Here is a 15,823-nt window from a genome sequence, read left to right as displayed (position 1 = left end):
CGAGAGCCCGACAACGCCCCACCGGGCGTGTCGGCCCCCTCCCCGCACGATCTTGCACTTCCTGCCCGGACAGAAGCCACAGAACAGGGCACTCCGGGGTCCGAAACCGCAAGATCGCGCGGGGTTCGGGGTGGGGGGGTCAGGTCATGTTGGCGAGGAACTCGCTGTAGAACAGGCCCAGGGCGATGGCCACGCCGATGCCGGCGATGATCCAGAAGCGGACCACGATGTTGACCTCGCTCCAGCCGGCCAGTTCGAAGTGGTGCTGGAGCGGCGACATCCGGAACACGCGCTTGCCGGTGGTACGGAAGGAGATGATCTGGATCACCACGGACATCGTGATGATCACGAAGAGTCCGCCGATGATCGGCAGCAGCAGGATGGTGCGGGTCGACATCGCCATGCCGGCGATCAGACCGCCGAGGCCCAGCGCCCCGGTGTCACCCATGAAGATCCGCGCCGGCGAGGTGTTCCACCACAGGAAGCCCACGCAGGCCCCGGCCGCGGCCCCGGCGATCAACGCGATCTCCAACGGGTCGCGCACCGCGTAGCAGTAGTCCTGGGTGTAGCTCGGGTCGGCGCACCAGTGCCGGTACTGCCAGAACGCGATCAACGCGTACGCGGCGAGCACCATCACCGACGCGCCGGTGGCCAGACCGTCCAGACCGTCGGTGAGGTTGACGCCGTTCGTCGCGGCCATCACCACGAAGATGAAGATGATCACCGCGCCGATCTTGCTGACCTCCAGGGCGTCGATGTCCCGGATGAAGCTCAACGTGGTGCTGCCGACCGTCTCGGTGTTGGTCTTCGCGCCCGTCGCGTCGGTCATCGTGCTCGGGAAGTACAGCGCGACCACGCCGAAGACCGCGCCCACCAGGATCTGGCCGAGCAGCTTGCCGCGCTTGTTCAGACCGGCGCTGTTGCGCTTGCGCACCTTGAGGAAGTCGTCGAGGAAGCCAACCGCGCCGGAGAAGACCATCAGCCCCAGCAGCACCAGCGCGGTGATGGTCGGCTCCACCTGCGCGATCTGCGCGTCCGGCAGCGTGGTCAGCGCCAGGTGGCCGGCCACGTACGCGATCACCGTTGCCAGGATGAAGACCACGCCGCCCATCGTGGGCGTGCCCTTCTTGCCCTGGTGCATGGCGGGGCCGTCGGACCGGATCGGCTGGCCTGCCTTGAGCCGGGTGAACACCTTGATCGCGATCGGGGTGCAGAACAGCGAGACGACGAAGGCCACCCCGATGGCGACGATGATGGCCCTCATCGACTCGCCTCCCCGGCGGTGTCGGCGCGCAGGGCGTCGGCCACCTCCCAGGTCCGGTAGCGGGAGCCCTTGACCAGGACGACATCCCCCGGTCGTAGTTCGCCCCGCAGCACCTCGACGGCCGCCGCCTGATCGGTGAGCAGCACCGACTCTCCTCCCCAGTCACCTACTGATGTGGCGCCCTCGTGGATCGGCGCCGCCGGCTCGCCCACCACGAGCACCCGGTCCACGCCCAACTCGGCCGCGAGGCGGCCGGTCTGCGCGTGGCCCTCGGACTCGAACGGGCCCAGCTCGGCCATGTAACCGAGCACCGCGACGGTACGCCGGCCCCGACCGATGCTGACCAGCGCCCGCAGCGCCACCGCCATCGAGGCCGGGTTGGCGTTGTACGAGTCGTCGATCACGGTCACCCCGTCGGGACGGTCGAAGACGTCCATCCGTCGCGTGGAGACCAGCTTCAACTCGCCGAGGGCCGGGGCCAGCTCGGCCAGCGGCATGCCCAGCTCGCGCGCCACCGCCGCCGCCGCGAGGGTGTTGCCGACCTGGTGCCGGCCCGTCACCCCGAGCCGCACCGGGGCGCGGCCCTCCGGCACGACGAGGGTGTACGACGCGCGCCCCCGCTCGTCGAGCGTGACGTCCTCGGCCCGTACGTCCGCGTCGGGCGCCTCGCCGTAGCGGACCACCCGGGCGCGCGTACGGCTCGCCATCGCGTCCACCCGCGGGTCGTCGGCGTTGAGCACGGCCAGCCCGTCCGGTGGCAGCGCCTCGACCAGCTCGCCCTTGGCCTGGGCGATGGCCTCCTGCGACCCGAACTCGCCGATGTGCGACGTGCCGACGTTGAGCACCACGGAGATCCGGGGCGGCACCAGCTCGCACAGGTAGCGCACGTGCCCGATCCCCCGGGCGCCCTTCTCCATCACCAGGTAGCGGGTGTCCGGTCCGGCCCGCAGCGCCGTGTACGGGTGGCCCAGCTCGTTGTTGAACGAGCCGGGCGGCGCCACGGTCGTGCCGAGTCGGGCGGTGAGCTGACCGATCAGGTCCTTGGTGGTGGTCTTGCCGGACGAGCCGGTCACGCCGACCACGGTCAGCTCGGGCAGCCGGTCCACGGCCGCGCGGGCGAGCCGACCCATGGCGGCCAGCGCGTCGTCGACGAGCACCATCGGCACGCCTGGCACCTCTCGGCTGCCGAGCACGGCCACCGCGCCGGCCTGGACCGCCGTCGCCGCGTAGTCGTGCCCGTCGACCTTCTCACCGGGGAACGCCACGAAGAGCGACCCGGGGCCCACCTTGCGCGAGTCGAACTCGACGGTGCCGGTGACGGTGGCCGCCGGGTCGGCGGCGACGAGCCGCCCGTCGACCGCCGCGGCCACCTCGGCCAGGCTCAGCGCGATCACCGCTGGCCCGCCAGATCCCCGAACCGGGCCCGCAGCGCGTCGGCCAGCTCCGTGCTGTCGTCGAAGGGGTACACCTCGCCCGCCACCTCCTGGCCACGTTCGTGGCCTTTGCCGAGCAGCGCGATGACGTCGCCCGGCTCGGCGAGCCGGACCGCCTCGTCGATCGCCGCCCGGCGACCGGCCACCTCGATGATCCGGGCGGCCGCGCCGGCCCGGTACGCCCCGGCGAGCACCTCGGCGCGGATCTCCGCCGGGTCCTCGGTACGCGGGTTGTCGTCGGTCACCAGCACCACGTCGGCCCCCTGCGCGGCGGCGGCGCCCATCACCGGCCGTTTGCCCCGGTCCCGGTCCCCGCCGGCGCCGATCACGCAGATCAACCGGCCGGCGCTGAACTCCCGCAGCGCGGCGAGCGCGGCCACGATGGCGTCCGACTTGTGCGCGTAGTCGACCACCCCGCGTACCGGCGCGGCGACGTCGACGAGCTGCAACCGGCCGGGCACCCCACCGCAGGCGGCCACGCCGTCGGCCGCGGTCGCCGGGTCCACACCGACGGCGACGAGCATGGCGATGGCCAGCAGCGCGTTCGCCACGTTGTGCCGACCCGGCAACGCCACCCCGGCGGGCACGACCACGCCGTCCGGGCCGTGCGCGGTGAACCGCTGCGCGTACCCCTCGCCGCCGACACCGTCGGCCCACCACGTCGCGGCCGCGTCCCCGGCCGCCGAGTAGGTGACAGTCGCCGGCTTGTACAGCGGCTTGAGGGCCGGATCGTCGTGGTTGAGCACCTCCACCGCACACCGGCCGTCGAAGAGCTGCGCCTTCGCGGCGAAGTAGTCGGCGCTGTCGGCGTGGAAGTCCAGGTGGTCGGAGCCGAAGTTGGTGTAGCCGCCCACGTCGAACCGGACACCACCCACCCGGCCCATCGCCAGGGCGTGACTGGAGACCTCCATGACCACGGCGGTCACCCCCCGCTCGCGGGCGGTCGCCAGCATGGCGTGCAGGTCGGTGGCCTCCGGGGTGGTCCGGACACTGTCGATCACCAGGTCGCCGAGGCGGGTCTCCACGGTGCCGATCAGGCCGGTGGTGTGCCCTGCGGCCCGCAGCCCCGACTCGACCAGGTACGCGGTGGACGTCTTGCCGGCCGTGCCGGTCACCCCGATCACCGTCAGGCCGGCGGTCGGGTCGCCGTAGACGGCCGAGGCCAGCTCACCGAGGACCGCGCGCGGGTCGGGCACCACAAGGGTGGGCAGGCCCGTCCCGGCGGCCAGCTCCGCGCCGGCCGCGTCGGTCAGCAGCGCGACCGCGCCCGCCTCGGCGGCCCCGGCGGCGAACTCCGCGCCGTGCCGGCGGGCGCCGGGCAGCGCCGCGTACAGGTCGCCGGGGCGGACCTCCTGGCTGGCGTGGGTCGCCCCGGTGACGAGCACGTCGGCGGTGTCCGCCGGCAGGTCGACGGCGAGCCGGACGGCGAGATCACCGAGCCGTACTCCGGTCACGGTACGTGGACGTGGATTGCCGGGCACGGCGTCAGACCCTACCCGGTCGTCCGGTTCCGGCCGCACAGCCGCCCCGGTGGTTCGTCGGCACTCACCGATGATGTCCCGCCGTCGCTGCTCAGCGCGGATAGACCACGAACTTCGGCTTCGAAGCACCGTTCGAGGGCGGTACGCGGTAGTGACGCAGCGTGAACTGCATCATGTCGCGGAACGCCGGGCCGGTGATCGCGGCTCCCCCGCCGCCGGGCGCGTACACGAACACCGCGATGACGTACCGGGGCTTCTCCGCCGGGGCCATGCCGATGAAGGAGGACACCTCGCCCGGCTGCTTCTTGCCGTCCACCAACCGCCAACCGGTGCCGGTCTTGCCGGCGATCCGGTAGCCGGGTACGGCGGCGGTGACCCCGGTGGCGCCGTCGACGGTGGTGACGGCCTCCAGCATGGTGCGCAGGGCCGCCGCGTTCTGCGGGCTGAGCACCGAGCGGGTCACCGGCGCCGGTGCGGGGGTGCGCTTGCCGTCCGGGCCGATCACCTCCTTGACCAGGTGCGGCTGCACGTACGTGCCGTCGTTGGCGATGGCGGCGTACGCGGCGGCCATCTGCAACGGTGTGGCGTCGACGCTGTGCCCGATCGGCACCGACCCGCGCGACGAATCGCTCCACTCCTCGGCCGGCAGCAGCCGGCCGCTGGCCTCCCCGGGCAGACCTTCCCCGGTGGGCTGGCCGAGCCCGAACCGCTTCTGGTAGTCGATCAGCCGGTCCGGGCCGAGCCGGTCGGCGACGGTGATGGCGCCGACGTTCGACGAGTACGCGAGCATCCCCGGGATGCTCATCCGCCTGCCGTTGGCCGGATGGGTGTCGGGGAACCAGGTGTCGCCCTTCTTGATGGCGTTGGCGACGGGGAACGTGGTGTCCGGCGTGATCACGCCCTCCTGCAGCGCCGCGCCGTAGGTGATCGCCTTGTGCACCGAGCCGGGGTCGACCACGAAGCTCGTCGCGGCGTCCTCCCGGGCGACCGGGTCGCTCGGCAGCGGCTTCGCCGCGTTGTACGTGGGGTCGCTGGCCTGGGACAGGACCTCCCCGGTCGGCACGTCGATGATCACCGCCGCGGCGGTGGCGCCGCGCTGCTGGGCCATCGCCGTGCTGAGGATCTGCTGCGTCTTGAACTGCAGGTCACGGTCGACGGTGAGCCTCAACGAGCTGCCCGGCTTGGCCGGGGTGGTCTTGCTGTACCCGCCCGGGATCGGCGCGGCGAGGTCGCCGAGGCCGGCCTCGTACACCCGCCGGCCGTCCTGCCCGGCGAGCAGCTCGTCGTAGCGGGCCTCCAGCCCCTCCAGCCCGTCCATGTCCTGGCTGGTGAAACCGATCAGGTTGGCCGCCAGGTCGCCGCCGGGCACCTCCCGGCGCTCGTCCCGGTGCACCCCGATGCCGGGCAGCTCCAGCGCCTGCACCCGCTTGGCGGCCGGGATCTCCACCCCCCGGGCCAGGTACTCGAAGCGGGACAGTTTGCCGTTCTCCAGCTTGCGGGGCCGCATCAGCTCGGCGAGCTTCGACGCCGGGATGCCGAGCAGCGGGGACAGCGCCTTCGCGGTGGCGCCGGCGTCCTCGATCTCGGTCGGGTCGGCGAACACGTACCGCGCCTCGACGCTGTGGGCCAGTTCGGCGCCCGTCCGGTCGTAGATCGCGCCGCGCGGGGCGGGCAGCTCGACCGTGCGGGTCCGATCGGCGACGCCACCGCCGGCGTACGCCGGGGTGTCGACGGCCTGGAGGAACACCAGCCGCACGCCGATGACGGCGAACAGCGCCAGGGTGAGCGCGGTGCCCAGCCGCAGCCGCAGTCGCGGGTCGGCGAGCTTCGGCGGACGCGGCGGCTTGCGCGACGGCCGGCGGGCCGCCGGCCGGTCGGCGCGCCGGGGCGCGCGCGGGGTGGTGCGGCGCCGCGGCGGCGGCTCGTCGCCCGCCGGACCTCGTGGGTTGCGCGGCGCGACGGTCCGCACGACCCCGCCGCGACCGGCCGCCGGCGCGTCCCGCCGGGCGGCCCGTGCGGCGGCGGCCCGGCCACCGTCGAGCACCTGCAACGCCGGCCGGAACGGGTCGCCCGAGCGGGTGCTGCGGGGGGTACGCCGCTGCTCGGCGCCGCGCACCGGCACGCCGCGCTCCTCGCGGACCGTCCGACCCCGAGGGGTGTACGCCCGAGCGCCGGAGATGCCGCCGATGCCCGGCTCGTCGGCACGCGACTCACCGTCGGCGGGCCCGGTGTCACGCGAAGAACCGCGCCGGGACCCCGTGGGGTTCCGGCGCGGCTCGTCCGACCTCGGTGGCACGGTCAGCCTCCCGCGCCCTGGCTGGTCACCGACGGCTGGCCGGTCGCCGGCTTCGGCACGCCCAGCGGCAGCTTGCCGTCCGGCAGCCGGACGTACCCCGGCTCCCCGGCGTCCACCAGACCCAGTCGACGCGCCTCGGCGGTGAGGTTCCCCGGAGCCTCGGCCTCGGCGATCTGCTTGTCGAGCTGCTGCTTCTCCAGGTCCAGTCGGGCCTGCTGCTGCTGCAGCTTCTCCAACCGGAACGCGTTCTCATTGATCTTGGTGTTGACCGCCAGGATGCCCAGCACCCCACCGACCACCAGCACCACGATCAGGGCCGCGAACGGCGCCCGCGGCACCGACACCGGCGCCGGCGGCGCCACCCGCAGCCGGGGCGGACGGGCGGTCGGCGTGACGCCGGTCTTCTCGACCGGACGCAGCGCGGCGCTGCCCTGGGTCGGGAACTCGCGCGCCCCCCGGGCGCGAGCCTCCCCCTGCCGATTCACTCGATCGATGCGTGGCGTACCGTTCCCCACGCGCGGAGCCCGCTCCGCCGCGGTCCGGCCCCCCGACCGCGGTGTGCGCTGCCCGCCGCCGGTGACGTCCCGGCGGTCGCGCTTGTCAATGTTCATGTCCCTCCCCCTCAACATCCGTCCCTCTACGGTCGCGGCGCCCCTGATCCCCCACGGATCAGGCGGACCCCGTGCCCGGTTGGTGCATTCCCTTCACCCGTCGGCGGGACCGTTCGCGGTCGGTCCGCCCCTGCTCTGTCGCGTTCGGGTCGAGTCGTTCCGCGGCCCGCAGCCGCACCGAGGCGGCGCGCGGGTTCGCGGCGATCTCCGCCTCCCCGGGTAGCTCGGCGCCCCGGCTGAGCAGCCGGAACGTCGGACCGGACCCGGGCAGCTCAACCGGGAGGTCGATCGGGCCCTTACTGCGGACCCGGTCCGCGAGCGCCGCCTTGGTGAGCCGGTCCTCCAGCGAGTGGTAGGACAGGACCACCATGCGACCGCCCACGGTCAGTGCGTCGAGCGCGGACGGCAGCGCTGTCTCCAGCGCTGCCAGCTCTCTGTTTACCTCGATCCGTAAAGCCTGAAACGTTCTCTTTGCCGGGTGTCCGCCCGTTCGTCGGGCTGGCGCCGGGATGGAGTCCCGGACCAGCTCCGCCAGCAGCGCGGACGAGGTGATCCGGGCGCGTTCCCGCTCCCGGATGATCGCCGAGGCGATCCGGCCGGCGAACTTCTCCTCGCCGTACACCCGCAGCACCCGGGCCAGGTCCGGGTGGGCGTACGTGTTGACCACCTCCTCGGCGGTCACCCCCCGGGTCTGGTCCATCCGCATGTCCAGTGGCGCGTCCTGGGCGTAGGCGAACCCGCGGTCGGGCGCGTCCAGTTGCAGCGACGACACCCCCAGGTCGAACAGGATCCCGTCGATGCCCGGATAACCCAGCCGCTCCAGCACCTCGGGCAGCTCGTCGTAGACGGCGTGCTCCAGGTGGATGCGGTCGGCGAACCGGGCCAGCCGGACCCGCGCGTGTGCCAGTGCCTCGGTGTCCCGGTCGAGCCCGATGAGGACCGTCTCCGGGTGCGCCTGGAGCACCGCCTCCGCGTGCCCGGCCAGACCGAGCGTCGCGTCGACGTGCACCGTCCGGCCGCCTCGACCCAGCGCGGGGGCCAGCAGCTCGAGACACCGCTCGAGCAGCACCGGCACGTGCGTGCCGCGCAACTCCCCCATGTTGACCCCCACTGGTTGAAACGTCCGTTCTTCTCACGCGCCTGCCGTCGGTCGGCGCTGCCGTCGTACCGCCAGATCCCCATCCGCTCCCGCCTGACACCGGACCGTCGCCCGATGACTGGATCGTGCGCCTGGCACCGGGGAAGGGATGCCAGGAACTCGAAAGCGGCTGGAGATCTCGCAGTACGTCGGGCGCCGTTCCGCCCTACAGACCGCCGGGCAGCACCCCCTCCTCGATGTCGGCGAAGTCGTCTTCGCTCTCGGCGAGGTAGGTCTCCCAGGCGGCCTTGTCCCAGATCTCCACCCGCGTACTCGCGCCGATCACGACGAGGTCGCGGTCGAGCGCGGCATACTCCCGCAGGTGAGCCGGAATCGTCACCCGACCCTGCTTGTCCGGCACCTCGTCGTGCGCGCTGGCGAAGAAGACCCGGCTGTAGGCCCGGGCCGCCTTGTGCGTCATCGGCTGCGCGCGCAACTGGTCCGCGATCCGCTGGAACTCGGGTGTCGGGAAGACGTAGAGACAGCGATCCTGCCCTTTGGTGACCACGACACCCCCCGCCAGCTCATCCCGGAACTTGGCCGGAAGGATCAACCGGCCCTTTTCGTCCAGGCGTGGAGTGTGGGTGCCGAGGAACATCGGCCCTACCCCCTCGCCCCTGAGCGGCGTTCGCGGCGCCGCTGACCCCCCGGGCCGGTGAGCCCTCCCGGCCTCACCATTGGTCCCCACTCTACTCCACTTCCCTCCACCCGCAACCAGATTCGCCCGCGTGGCGCGTCCGATCCGCCGGCAAAACAGCACGTCACACGGGGTGGAGCGGAGTGGAGGGCCGCAGCGCCCCTCCGGCGTGGTCCGCATTCCGACATAGATCGACTCCGTCCGGCGGACGCCGGCCCGGCCGCCCGCGCGGATGCCACGGCCGAACGGTTCCCCGTCGGCGGCGATCTGGTGAGGCGGACGGTCCGGTAACCTCGCTCGCGTGACGGACGCGAAAATGCCCCTACGGGCCAAGGTGGCCAGCTCCGTGTCACGGACCGCCGCGGCGCTCTCCCGGGCGGCCGGCCGTGGCGACGGTTCGGTGATCGGCGGGTGGATCGGGTTGAAGATCGACCCGGACCTGCTGGCCCACCTGTCGGCCGGGCGCGCGATCGCGCTCGTCTCCGGCACCAACGGCAAGACAACCACCACACGCCTGACCGCCGCCGCGGTCGGCGTGCTCGGCCGGGTCGCCACCAACTCGTTCGGCGCCAACATGCCCACCGGGCACACCTCGGCGCTGGCCAAGGCCGGCAGCACCCCGTACGCGGTGCTGGAGGTCGACGAGCACTACCTGGCCCAGGTGCTGGAGGCGACCGAGCCGCACGTGGTGGCCCTGCTGAACCTGTCCCGCGACCAGCTCGACCGCGCCAAGGAGGTCGCCATGATGGCGCAGCTCTGGCGCGCGGCGCTGGTCCGGCACACCGACGTACGGGTCGTGGCCAACGCCGACGACCCGATGGTCGTGTGGGCCGCCACCCCTCCGGCGGACCCGGCCCGCGGCATCAACCCGCCGCACGTGACCTGGTTCAGCGCCGGCCAGCGCTGGCACGACGACTCGTGGGTCTGCCCCGAGTGCGGCTCGACCATCCAGCGCTCCGGCGGCCGGTGGTGGTGCACCGGCTGCCCGCTGCGCCGGCCGGAGCCGCAGTGGGTCGTCGAGGACGAGGGCGTGCTCGACCCCACCGGCGCCTGGCACAAGGTCTCCCTGCAACTGCCCGGCAAGGTCAACCTCGGTAACGCGGCGACCGCGCTGGCCGTGGCCGCCGAGTTCGGCGTACGCCCGGTCGACGCGGTGTCCCGCCTCGGCATCGTCACCTCGGTCGCGGGCCGGTACGCGCAGGTGGACAAGGACGGACGCAACATCCGGCTGCTGCTGGCCAAGAACCCGGCCAGCTGGCTGGAGGCCTTCGACATGGCCGACGAGGCGCCGACCCTGCTCTCCATCAACGCGCGCGACCCCGACGGGCTGGACACCTCCTGGCTCTTCGACGTCGACTTCGCGCCGCTGCGCGGCCGGCAGGTGCTGATCACCGGCGACCGGGCGTACGACCTGGCGGTCCGACTCGACGTCAACGACGTGCCGTTCCAGCACGTCCGCACCTTCGACGACGCGATCCGGTCGGTCCCGCCCGGGCGGCTGGAGGTCATCGCGAACTACACCGCGTTCCAGGACATCCGAGCGGAGTTGGACCGTGTCAACTGAGAGCCTGCGTATCGTCTGGATCTACCCCGACCTGCTCTCCACCTACGGTGACCGGGGCAACGCGCTGATCCTGGCCCGGCGGGCGCGTCAGCGGGGCATGCCGGTGGAGGTGCTGGAGGTCCGCTCCGACGAGCGGCTACCGGCGACCGCCGACATCTACCTCGTCGGCGGCGGCGAGGACGGGCCGCAGGCGCTTGGCGCGCAGCGGCTGATCGCCGACGGCGGTCTGCACCGCGCCGTGGCACAGGGTTCGGTGGTGTTCGGCGTCTGCGCCGGCTACCAGCTGCTCGGCATGTCCTTCTTCGCCAAGGGCGTGCAGTGCCGTGGCCTGGAGCTGCTCGACCTCCAGTCCGACCGGGGTCCGAGCCGGGCCGTCGGCGAGCTGGCCGGCGAGATCGATCCCCGGCTGGGTCTGCCCGCGTTGACCGGTTTCGAGAACCACGGCGGCCGTACCCACCTCGGCCCGGAGGTCTCTCCGCTGGCCCGGGTCACCGCCGGGGTGGGCAACGACGGCGCCACCGAGGGCGCCTGGCGCGGCAAGCTGCTCGGCACCTACTCGCACGGTCCCGCGTTGGCCCGCAACCCGGCCCTGGCCGACCTGCTGCTGCGCTGGGCCACCGGAGCGCACCAGCTTCCCCCGCTCGACGACACCTGGTCCGACCGGCTCCGCAACGAGCGCCGCGCCGCAGTGGCCGCCGCCCGGGCATGATCCGCGCCGTCCGGCGGCTGCTGCGGCAGCCGTCGGCCGCCCGGTTCGCCCTGCTCGTCCTGCTGATCGGCGCCTGCGGGCTGCTGCTGCTCCTGGTGCCCCGACCCGATCCGGAGCAGCTCCCGCTGCTGGCCGACCGGTTGGGCGCCCTCGCCCCGGTGGCCGCGGTCCTCGGCGGCGCGTTGCTGCTCGTCGCGCTGGTCCCCCGCACGTTCATCACCCTCGCCGCCGGCGCGATCTTCGGCCCTCTGGAGGGCGCCGCGTACGCCCTGGGCGCCGCGTTGGTGGCGGCGGCGGTCGGGTTCACCGTCGGCCGGCTGCTCGGCCGGGAGTTCGTCGCCGAACGGGTCCGTGGTCGGCTGGCCCGCCTCGACCGGTGGTTCGCGCGGCAGAGCGTGTTCGGCGTGGTCACCGTCCGGCTGCTGCCGATCGCCGGCTTCGGGCTGGTCAGTTACGGCTACGGCACGACCGGCGCGCGCGTCCTGCCGTTCCTGACCGGCAGCGTCATCGCCTCCGCGCCCACCGCCTTCGGGTACGCCGCGATCGGCGCGGCCGTCAGCTCGCCCGGCCACGTCAACTGGTACGCCGCCGCCCCCGCCAGCCTCGGCCTGATCGCCAGCCTGGTACTGGTCCACCAGTGGTGGCGCGCCGAGCGAAGCCGCCGCAGGATTCCGGTGTGACCGGGTCGACCGGCCCCGCCGAGGAACGGCTCGGCGGCGGATTCGTCGCCGAGGTGGTCCGGATCGGTGACACGGTACGGCGTACCGCGCCTGCCAACCTGGACTTCGTCGGCGCGCTCCTGGCTCACCTGGCCGCGGTGGGCGCGGACCTCGCCCCTCGCCACCTGGGTGTCGATGCCCTCGGCCGGCAGGTGCTCAGTCACGTGCCGGGGCGGGTGCCGTGGCGGGAGCGGGAGGGCGAGGAGTTCTTCGCCGACCCGGCGCTGGTACGGCTGGCGGAGCTGATCCGACGGCTGCACGACGCGTGTGCGGGGACCGCGCTGGCCGGCGACGCCGAGACGGTCTGCCACGGCGACCTGTCCCCGAAGAACACGGTCTACCGGGACTTCCCCGGCGGCCCCCTGCCGGTGGCCTTCGTGGACTGGGACCTCGCCGCGCCCGGCCCTCGGATCGCTGACGTGGCGTTCGCCGGTTGGCACTGGGCTTCGCTGGGCGAGGGCGCCGATCCGACCGAGCTGGGTCGGCGGTGTCGCGTCCTCTGCGACGCCTACGAGACGCCGTCGCCAGCGCTGGACCGGGGTGCGCTGATCGACGTGATGCTGGACCAGGTCGAGGGCACCTGGCGGGGCATCGACGCCGGCGCCGACCGCGGCGATCCGGTCATGTGCCGGCTCCGCGCCACGGGGGTGGTCGACGGAGTACGCCTGTGGCACGACTGGCTGCGAACCCACCACCGCGCCGTGAGAGCAGCCCTGGCCTGACCCCCTGCGGTCGATCATGGAGTGGTGGTGGGGGCAGATCCCTCGGCGATGGACGAACCGGCCACCACCACTCCATGATCGACGCGGGGACGGGCGGGGTTACGCGACGACCGAGACCAGGCGACCCGGGACCACGATGACCTTGCGGGGTTCCCTGCCGGCCAGCGTGGCGGCCACCGCGTCCAGGGCCGCCGCGCGGACGGTCTCCTCCGGGGCGTCGGCGGGGACCTCGACGCGGCCCCGGACCTTGCCGTTGACCTGCACCGGGTAGGTCACCGTGTCGGCCACCAGCAGCGCCGGGTCGGCGGTCGGGAAGTCCGCGTACGTCAGCGAGGTGTCGTGACCCATCCGCCGCCACAGCTCCTCGGCGATGTGCGGGGCGAACGGCGCCACCATCAGCACCAGCGGCTCGGCCACCTCGCGGGGCGTCGCCGACAGCCCGGTCAGCCCGTTGGTCAGCTGGATCAGCTTGGCGATCGCCGTGTTGAACCGGATGTTGTCCATGTCGCCACGGACCCCGTCGATCACCTTGTGCAGCAGCCGGCGGGTCGTCTCGTCGGCCGGGTCGTCGGTGATCCGCAGCGAGCCGGTCTGCTCGTCGACCACGGTCCGCCACACCCGCTGCAGGAACCGGTACGAGCCGACCACCGCCCGGGTCTCCCAGGGGCGGGACACCTCCAGCGGACCCATCGACATCTCGTACACCCGGAAGGTGTCCGCACCGTACGCGGCGCACATGTCGTCGGGCGTCACCACGTTCTTCAGCGACTTGCCCATCTTGCCGTACTCGCGGTTGACCGTCAGGTCGCCCAGGTAGTAGGCGCCGTCGCGCTCGACGACATCCTCGGCCTGCACGTAGCTGCCCCGCGAGTCGGTGTACGCGTACGCCTGGATCATGCCCTGGTTGAACAGCTTGCGGAACGGCTCGAACGACGACACGTGCCCCAGGTCGTACAGCACCTTGTGCCAGAACCGCGCGTACAGCAGGTGCAGCACGGCGTGCTCGGCACCGCCGACGTACAGGTCGGTGCCCCCGCAGTCGCCCTCGCCGCGCGGACCCATCCAGTACCGCTCGTTCTCCTCGTCCACGAACCGGTCGCTGTTGGTCGGGTCCAGGTACCGCAGCTCGTACCAGCAGGAGCCGGCCCACTGCGGCATCACGTTCGTCTCGCGGGTGTAGCGCTGCGGCCCGTCACCCAGGTCCAGTTCCACCTCGACCCAGTCGCGCCGCCGCGACAGCGGGGTCTCCGGGTTGGAGCCCGCGTCGTCCGGGTCGAACGTCTTCGGGGAGAAGTCGTCCACCTCGGGCAGTTCGACGGGCAGCATCTCCTCCGGCAGGGCGATGGCCGCGCCGGTGGAGTCGTAGACGATCGGGAACGGCTCACCCCAGTAGCGCTGCCGGGAGAACAGCCAGTCGCGCAGCCGGTAGGTCACCGCGCCGGCGCCGTGCCCGTTCGCCTCCAGCCAGGTGATGATCGCCGCCTTGGCGTCGGCGACCCCCAGGCCGTCCAGGTCCAGGCCGCGCTCGGGCGCGGCGCTGTTGATGGCCGGGCCGTCACCGGTGTACGCCTTGCCGTCGAAGCCCTCCGCCGGCTGCACGGTGCGCACGATGGGCAGTTCGAAGACCTCGGCGAACTCCCAGTCCCGCTCGTCCTGCGCCGGCACCGCCATGATCGCGCCGGTGCCGTAGCCGGCCAGCACGTAGTCCGCGATGAAGATCGGGATCTGCCCGTCGGTGACCGGGTTCGTGGCGTACGCGCCGATGAAGACGCCTGTCTTCTCCTTGGTGTCGGACTGCCGCTCGACGTCGGTCTTGGCCGCCGCCGCCTTGCGGTACGCCTCGACGGCCGCCCGGGGGCTGGCGTGCCCCCCGGTCCAGGCGTCCCTGGTCCCGTCCGGCCAGGCCGCCGGCACCAGCTTGTCGACCAGCTCGTGCTCGGGTGCCAGCACCATGTACGTGGCGCCGAAGATGGTGTCCGGTCGGGTGGTGAACACCCGCACCGGGTCCTGGGCGGTCGGGAAGTCGATGTGCGCACCGGTGGAGCGGCCGATCCAGTTGCGCTGCATGTGCTTGATCGGCTCGGGCCAGTCCAGGCTGTCCAGGTCGTCCAGCAGCCGGTCGCCGTACGCGGTGATCCGCATCTTCCACTGCTTCAGGTTGCGCTTGAAGACCGGGAAGTTGCCCCGGTCGGAGCGGCCGTCGGCGGTGACCTCCTCGTTCGCCAGCACGGTGCCCAGCCCTGGGCACCAGTTCACCGGCGCCTCCGAGACGTACGCCAGGCGGTGGTCGTCGACGACCTCGCGGCGTTCGGCGACGCTCAGCTCGGCCCAGGCGCGACCGTCCGGGGTGGACCGGTTGCCGCCCTCGAACTCGGCGATCAGCTCGGCGATCGGGCGGGCCCGCCCGGCGTCGCGGTCGTACCACGAGTTGAAGATCTGCAGGAAGATCCACTGGGTCCAGCGGTAGAAGTCGGTGTCGATGGTCGCCACCGAGCGCCGCTCGTCGTGGGCCAGCCCCAGCCGGCGCAGCTGCGCCTTGTACCGCTCGATGTTCGCCACGGTGGTGGTGCGCGGGTGGGTGCCGGTCTGCACCGCGTACTGCTCGGCGGGCAGGCCGAACGCGTCGAAGCCCATCGCGTGCAGCACGTTGCGCCCGGCCATCCGCTGGTAGCGGGCGTACGAGTCGGTGCCGATGTAGCCCAGCGGGTGACCGACGTGCAGGCCGGCGCCCGACGGGTAGGGGAACATGTCCAGTACGTACAGCTTCTCCGCGCCGGCGCGGGGGTGGCTCGGGTCGGCCAGCGGGCCGGTCGGGTTCGGTGCGTGGAAGGTGCCCTCGCGCGCCCAGATGTCCTGCCAACGGTTCTCGATCTCGTCGGCCAGGGCCGCGGTGTACCGGAACGGTGGAATGTCGCCCGCCGGTGCGGCTGCCTCACTCATCGTCTCTCCTCGCTTCGCTTCGCTTCGTCTCGGCGTCGCCGGGCCGGACCGGCGACGGGCACAAAAAAGCCCCTCGCGCAGGAGGGGCCGCCGTGCTGTCACGCGTCAGCGCATCAGCACGGCCCGGTAAGAAGCAGGAAGACTCCGGCCATGTCCGGCAGTGTACCCCGCCGGCGGTTTCCCCGACCGACGCCGTACCCCGTCCCCCGACCCGGCGAATATCGGTGCGTAACCGACGGACTACCTGCGGGGGTCGGCGATAACGACAAACATGGTTAGCCTGAGAGGCCAGTGAGAATCCTGCGGCAA

The 15,823-nt window shown here is 72.6% G+C and carries 11 protein-coding genes and 1 pseudogene; 4 read left to right on the top strand and 8 right to left on the bottom strand.

Annotated elements, in window-relative coordinates:
* Window positions 1-139: 139 nt before the first annotated feature.
* The 7 genes and pseudogenes from mraY to mraZ form a co-directional block, all read right to left on the bottom strand.
* Window positions 140-1,264 carry a phospho-N-acetylmuramoyl-pentapeptide-transferase gene (gene mraY / locus ABZS77_RS17450; protein ID WP_354823656.1) on the bottom strand — a complete coding sequence of 375 codons (1,125 nt, stop codon included), beginning with the start codon at window positions 1,262-1,264 and terminating at the stop codon, window positions 140-142.
* A complete protein-coding gene (gene murF, locus ABZS77_RS17445; RefSeq protein ID WP_354823654.1) occupies window positions 1,261-2,658 on the bottom strand; it encodes a UDP-N-acetylmuramoyl-tripeptide--D-alanyl-D-alanine ligase in 1,398 nt (465 codons plus the stop codon). The genes mraY and murF overlap by 4 nt, the downstream gene beginning before the upstream one ends.
* On the bottom strand, window positions 2,655-4,217 hold the full coding sequence (locus tag ABZS77_RS17440) for a UDP-N-acetylmuramoyl-L-alanyl-D-glutamate--2,6-diaminopimelate ligase (protein WP_354823652.1): 1,563 nt from the start codon (window positions 4,215-4,217) through the stop codon (window positions 2,655-2,657). Before ABZS77_RS17440 ends, murF begins: the two co-directional genes overlap by 4 nt.
* A gap of 52 nt (window positions 4,218-4,269) precedes the next feature.
* Complete coding sequence (locus ABZS77_RS17435; RefSeq protein ID WP_354823650.1) at window positions 4,270-6,474, bottom strand: penicillin-binding protein 2; 2,205 nt, start codon at window positions 6,472-6,474, stop codon at window positions 4,270-4,272.
* A gap of 2 nt (window positions 6,475-6,476) precedes the next feature.
* On the bottom strand, window positions 6,477-7,085 hold the full coding sequence (locus tag ABZS77_RS17430; RefSeq protein ID WP_354823648.1) for a hypothetical protein: 609 nt from the start codon (window positions 7,083-7,085) through the stop codon (window positions 6,477-6,479).
* Window positions 7,075-8,184: pseudogene (gene rsmH, locus ABZS77_RS17425) on the bottom strand (16S rRNA (cytosine(1402)-N(4))-methyltransferase RsmH). The gene ABZS77_RS17430 and the pseudogene rsmH overlap by 11 nt, the downstream one beginning before the upstream one ends.
* 205 nt (window positions 8,185-8,389) lie before the next feature.
* Window positions 8,390-8,821, bottom strand: coding sequence for a division/cell wall cluster transcriptional repressor MraZ (gene mraZ, locus ABZS77_RS17420; protein WP_354823646.1), 432 nt, complete (start codon window positions 8,819-8,821; stop codon window positions 8,390-8,392).
* Window positions 8,822-9,176: 355 nt separating this feature from the next.
* On the opposite strand from mraZ, the gene ABZS77_RS17415 reads away from it, so the two are divergent.
* The 4 genes from ABZS77_RS17415 to ABZS77_RS17400 are packed head-to-tail and all read left to right on the top strand — an operon-like array spanning window position 9,177 to window position 12,574.
* Window positions 9,177-10,424, top strand: a complete 1,248-nt coding sequence (locus ABZS77_RS17415) for a MurT ligase domain-containing protein (RefSeq protein ID WP_354823882.1) — start codon at window positions 9,177-9,179, stop codon at window positions 10,422-10,424.
* Window positions 10,414-11,133: a glutamine amidotransferase gene (locus ABZS77_RS17410; protein ID WP_139587167.1), complete on the top strand. Its 720-nt coding sequence runs from the start codon at window positions 10,414-10,416 to the stop codon at window positions 11,131-11,133. Before ABZS77_RS17415 ends, ABZS77_RS17410 begins: the two co-directional genes overlap by 11 nt.
* Entirely contained in the window at window positions 11,130-11,813 is a 684-nt protein-coding gene (locus tag ABZS77_RS17405; protein ID WP_354823644.1) for a VTT domain-containing protein, read from the top strand. Before ABZS77_RS17410 ends, ABZS77_RS17405 begins: the two co-directional genes overlap by 4 nt.
* Complete coding sequence (locus tag ABZS77_RS17400) at window positions 11,810-12,574, top strand: aminoglycoside phosphotransferase family protein (protein WP_354823642.1); 765 nt, start codon at window positions 11,810-11,812, stop codon at window positions 12,572-12,574. The genes ABZS77_RS17405 and ABZS77_RS17400 overlap by 4 nt, the downstream gene beginning before the upstream one ends.
* Window positions 12,575-12,673: 99 nt before the next feature.
* On the opposite strand, the gene leuS is transcribed toward ABZS77_RS17400, so the two are convergent.
* Window positions 12,674-15,514, bottom strand: coding sequence for a leucine--tRNA ligase (gene leuS / locus ABZS77_RS17395; protein ID WP_354823640.1), 2,841 nt, complete (start codon window positions 15,512-15,514; stop codon window positions 12,674-12,676).
* Between the last annotated feature and the right edge of the window lie 309 nt (window positions 15,515-15,823).

This window comes from Micromonospora sp. NPDC005298, from assembly GCF_040607375.1.
Lineage (GTDB): Bacteria > Actinomycetota > Actinomycetes > Mycobacteriales > Micromonosporaceae > Micromonospora.
Note: the sequence above shows the minus strand (reverse complement) of the source record. Positions and strands in the feature narration are given on the sequence as shown.

What these genes read in the sequence shown, in the direction of transcription:
- mraY (WP_354823656.1), bottom strand. Translation starts at nt 1,264, where the DNA reads ATGAGGGCCATCATCGTCGCCATCGGGGTGGCCTTCGTCGTCTCGCTG.
- ABZS77_RS17430 (WP_354823648.1), bottom strand. Translation starts at nt 7,085, where the DNA reads ATGAACATTGACAAGCGCGACCGCCGGGACGTCACCGGCGGCGGGCAG.
- mraZ (WP_354823646.1), bottom strand. Translation starts at nt 8,821, where the DNA reads ATGTTCCTCGGCACCCACACTCCACGCCTGGACGAAAAGGGCCGGTTG.
- ABZS77_RS17415 (WP_354823882.1), top strand. Translation starts at nt 9,177, where the DNA reads ATGCCCCTACGGGCCAAGGTGGCCAGCTCCGTGTCACGGACCGCCGCG.
- ABZS77_RS17405 (WP_354823644.1), top strand. Translation starts at nt 11,130, where the DNA reads ATGATCCGCGCCGTCCGGCGGCTGCTGCGGCAGCCGTCGGCCGCCCGG.
- leuS (WP_354823640.1), bottom strand. Translation starts at nt 15,514, where the DNA reads ATGAGTGAGGCAGCCGCACCGGCGGGCGACATTCCACCGTTCCGGTAC.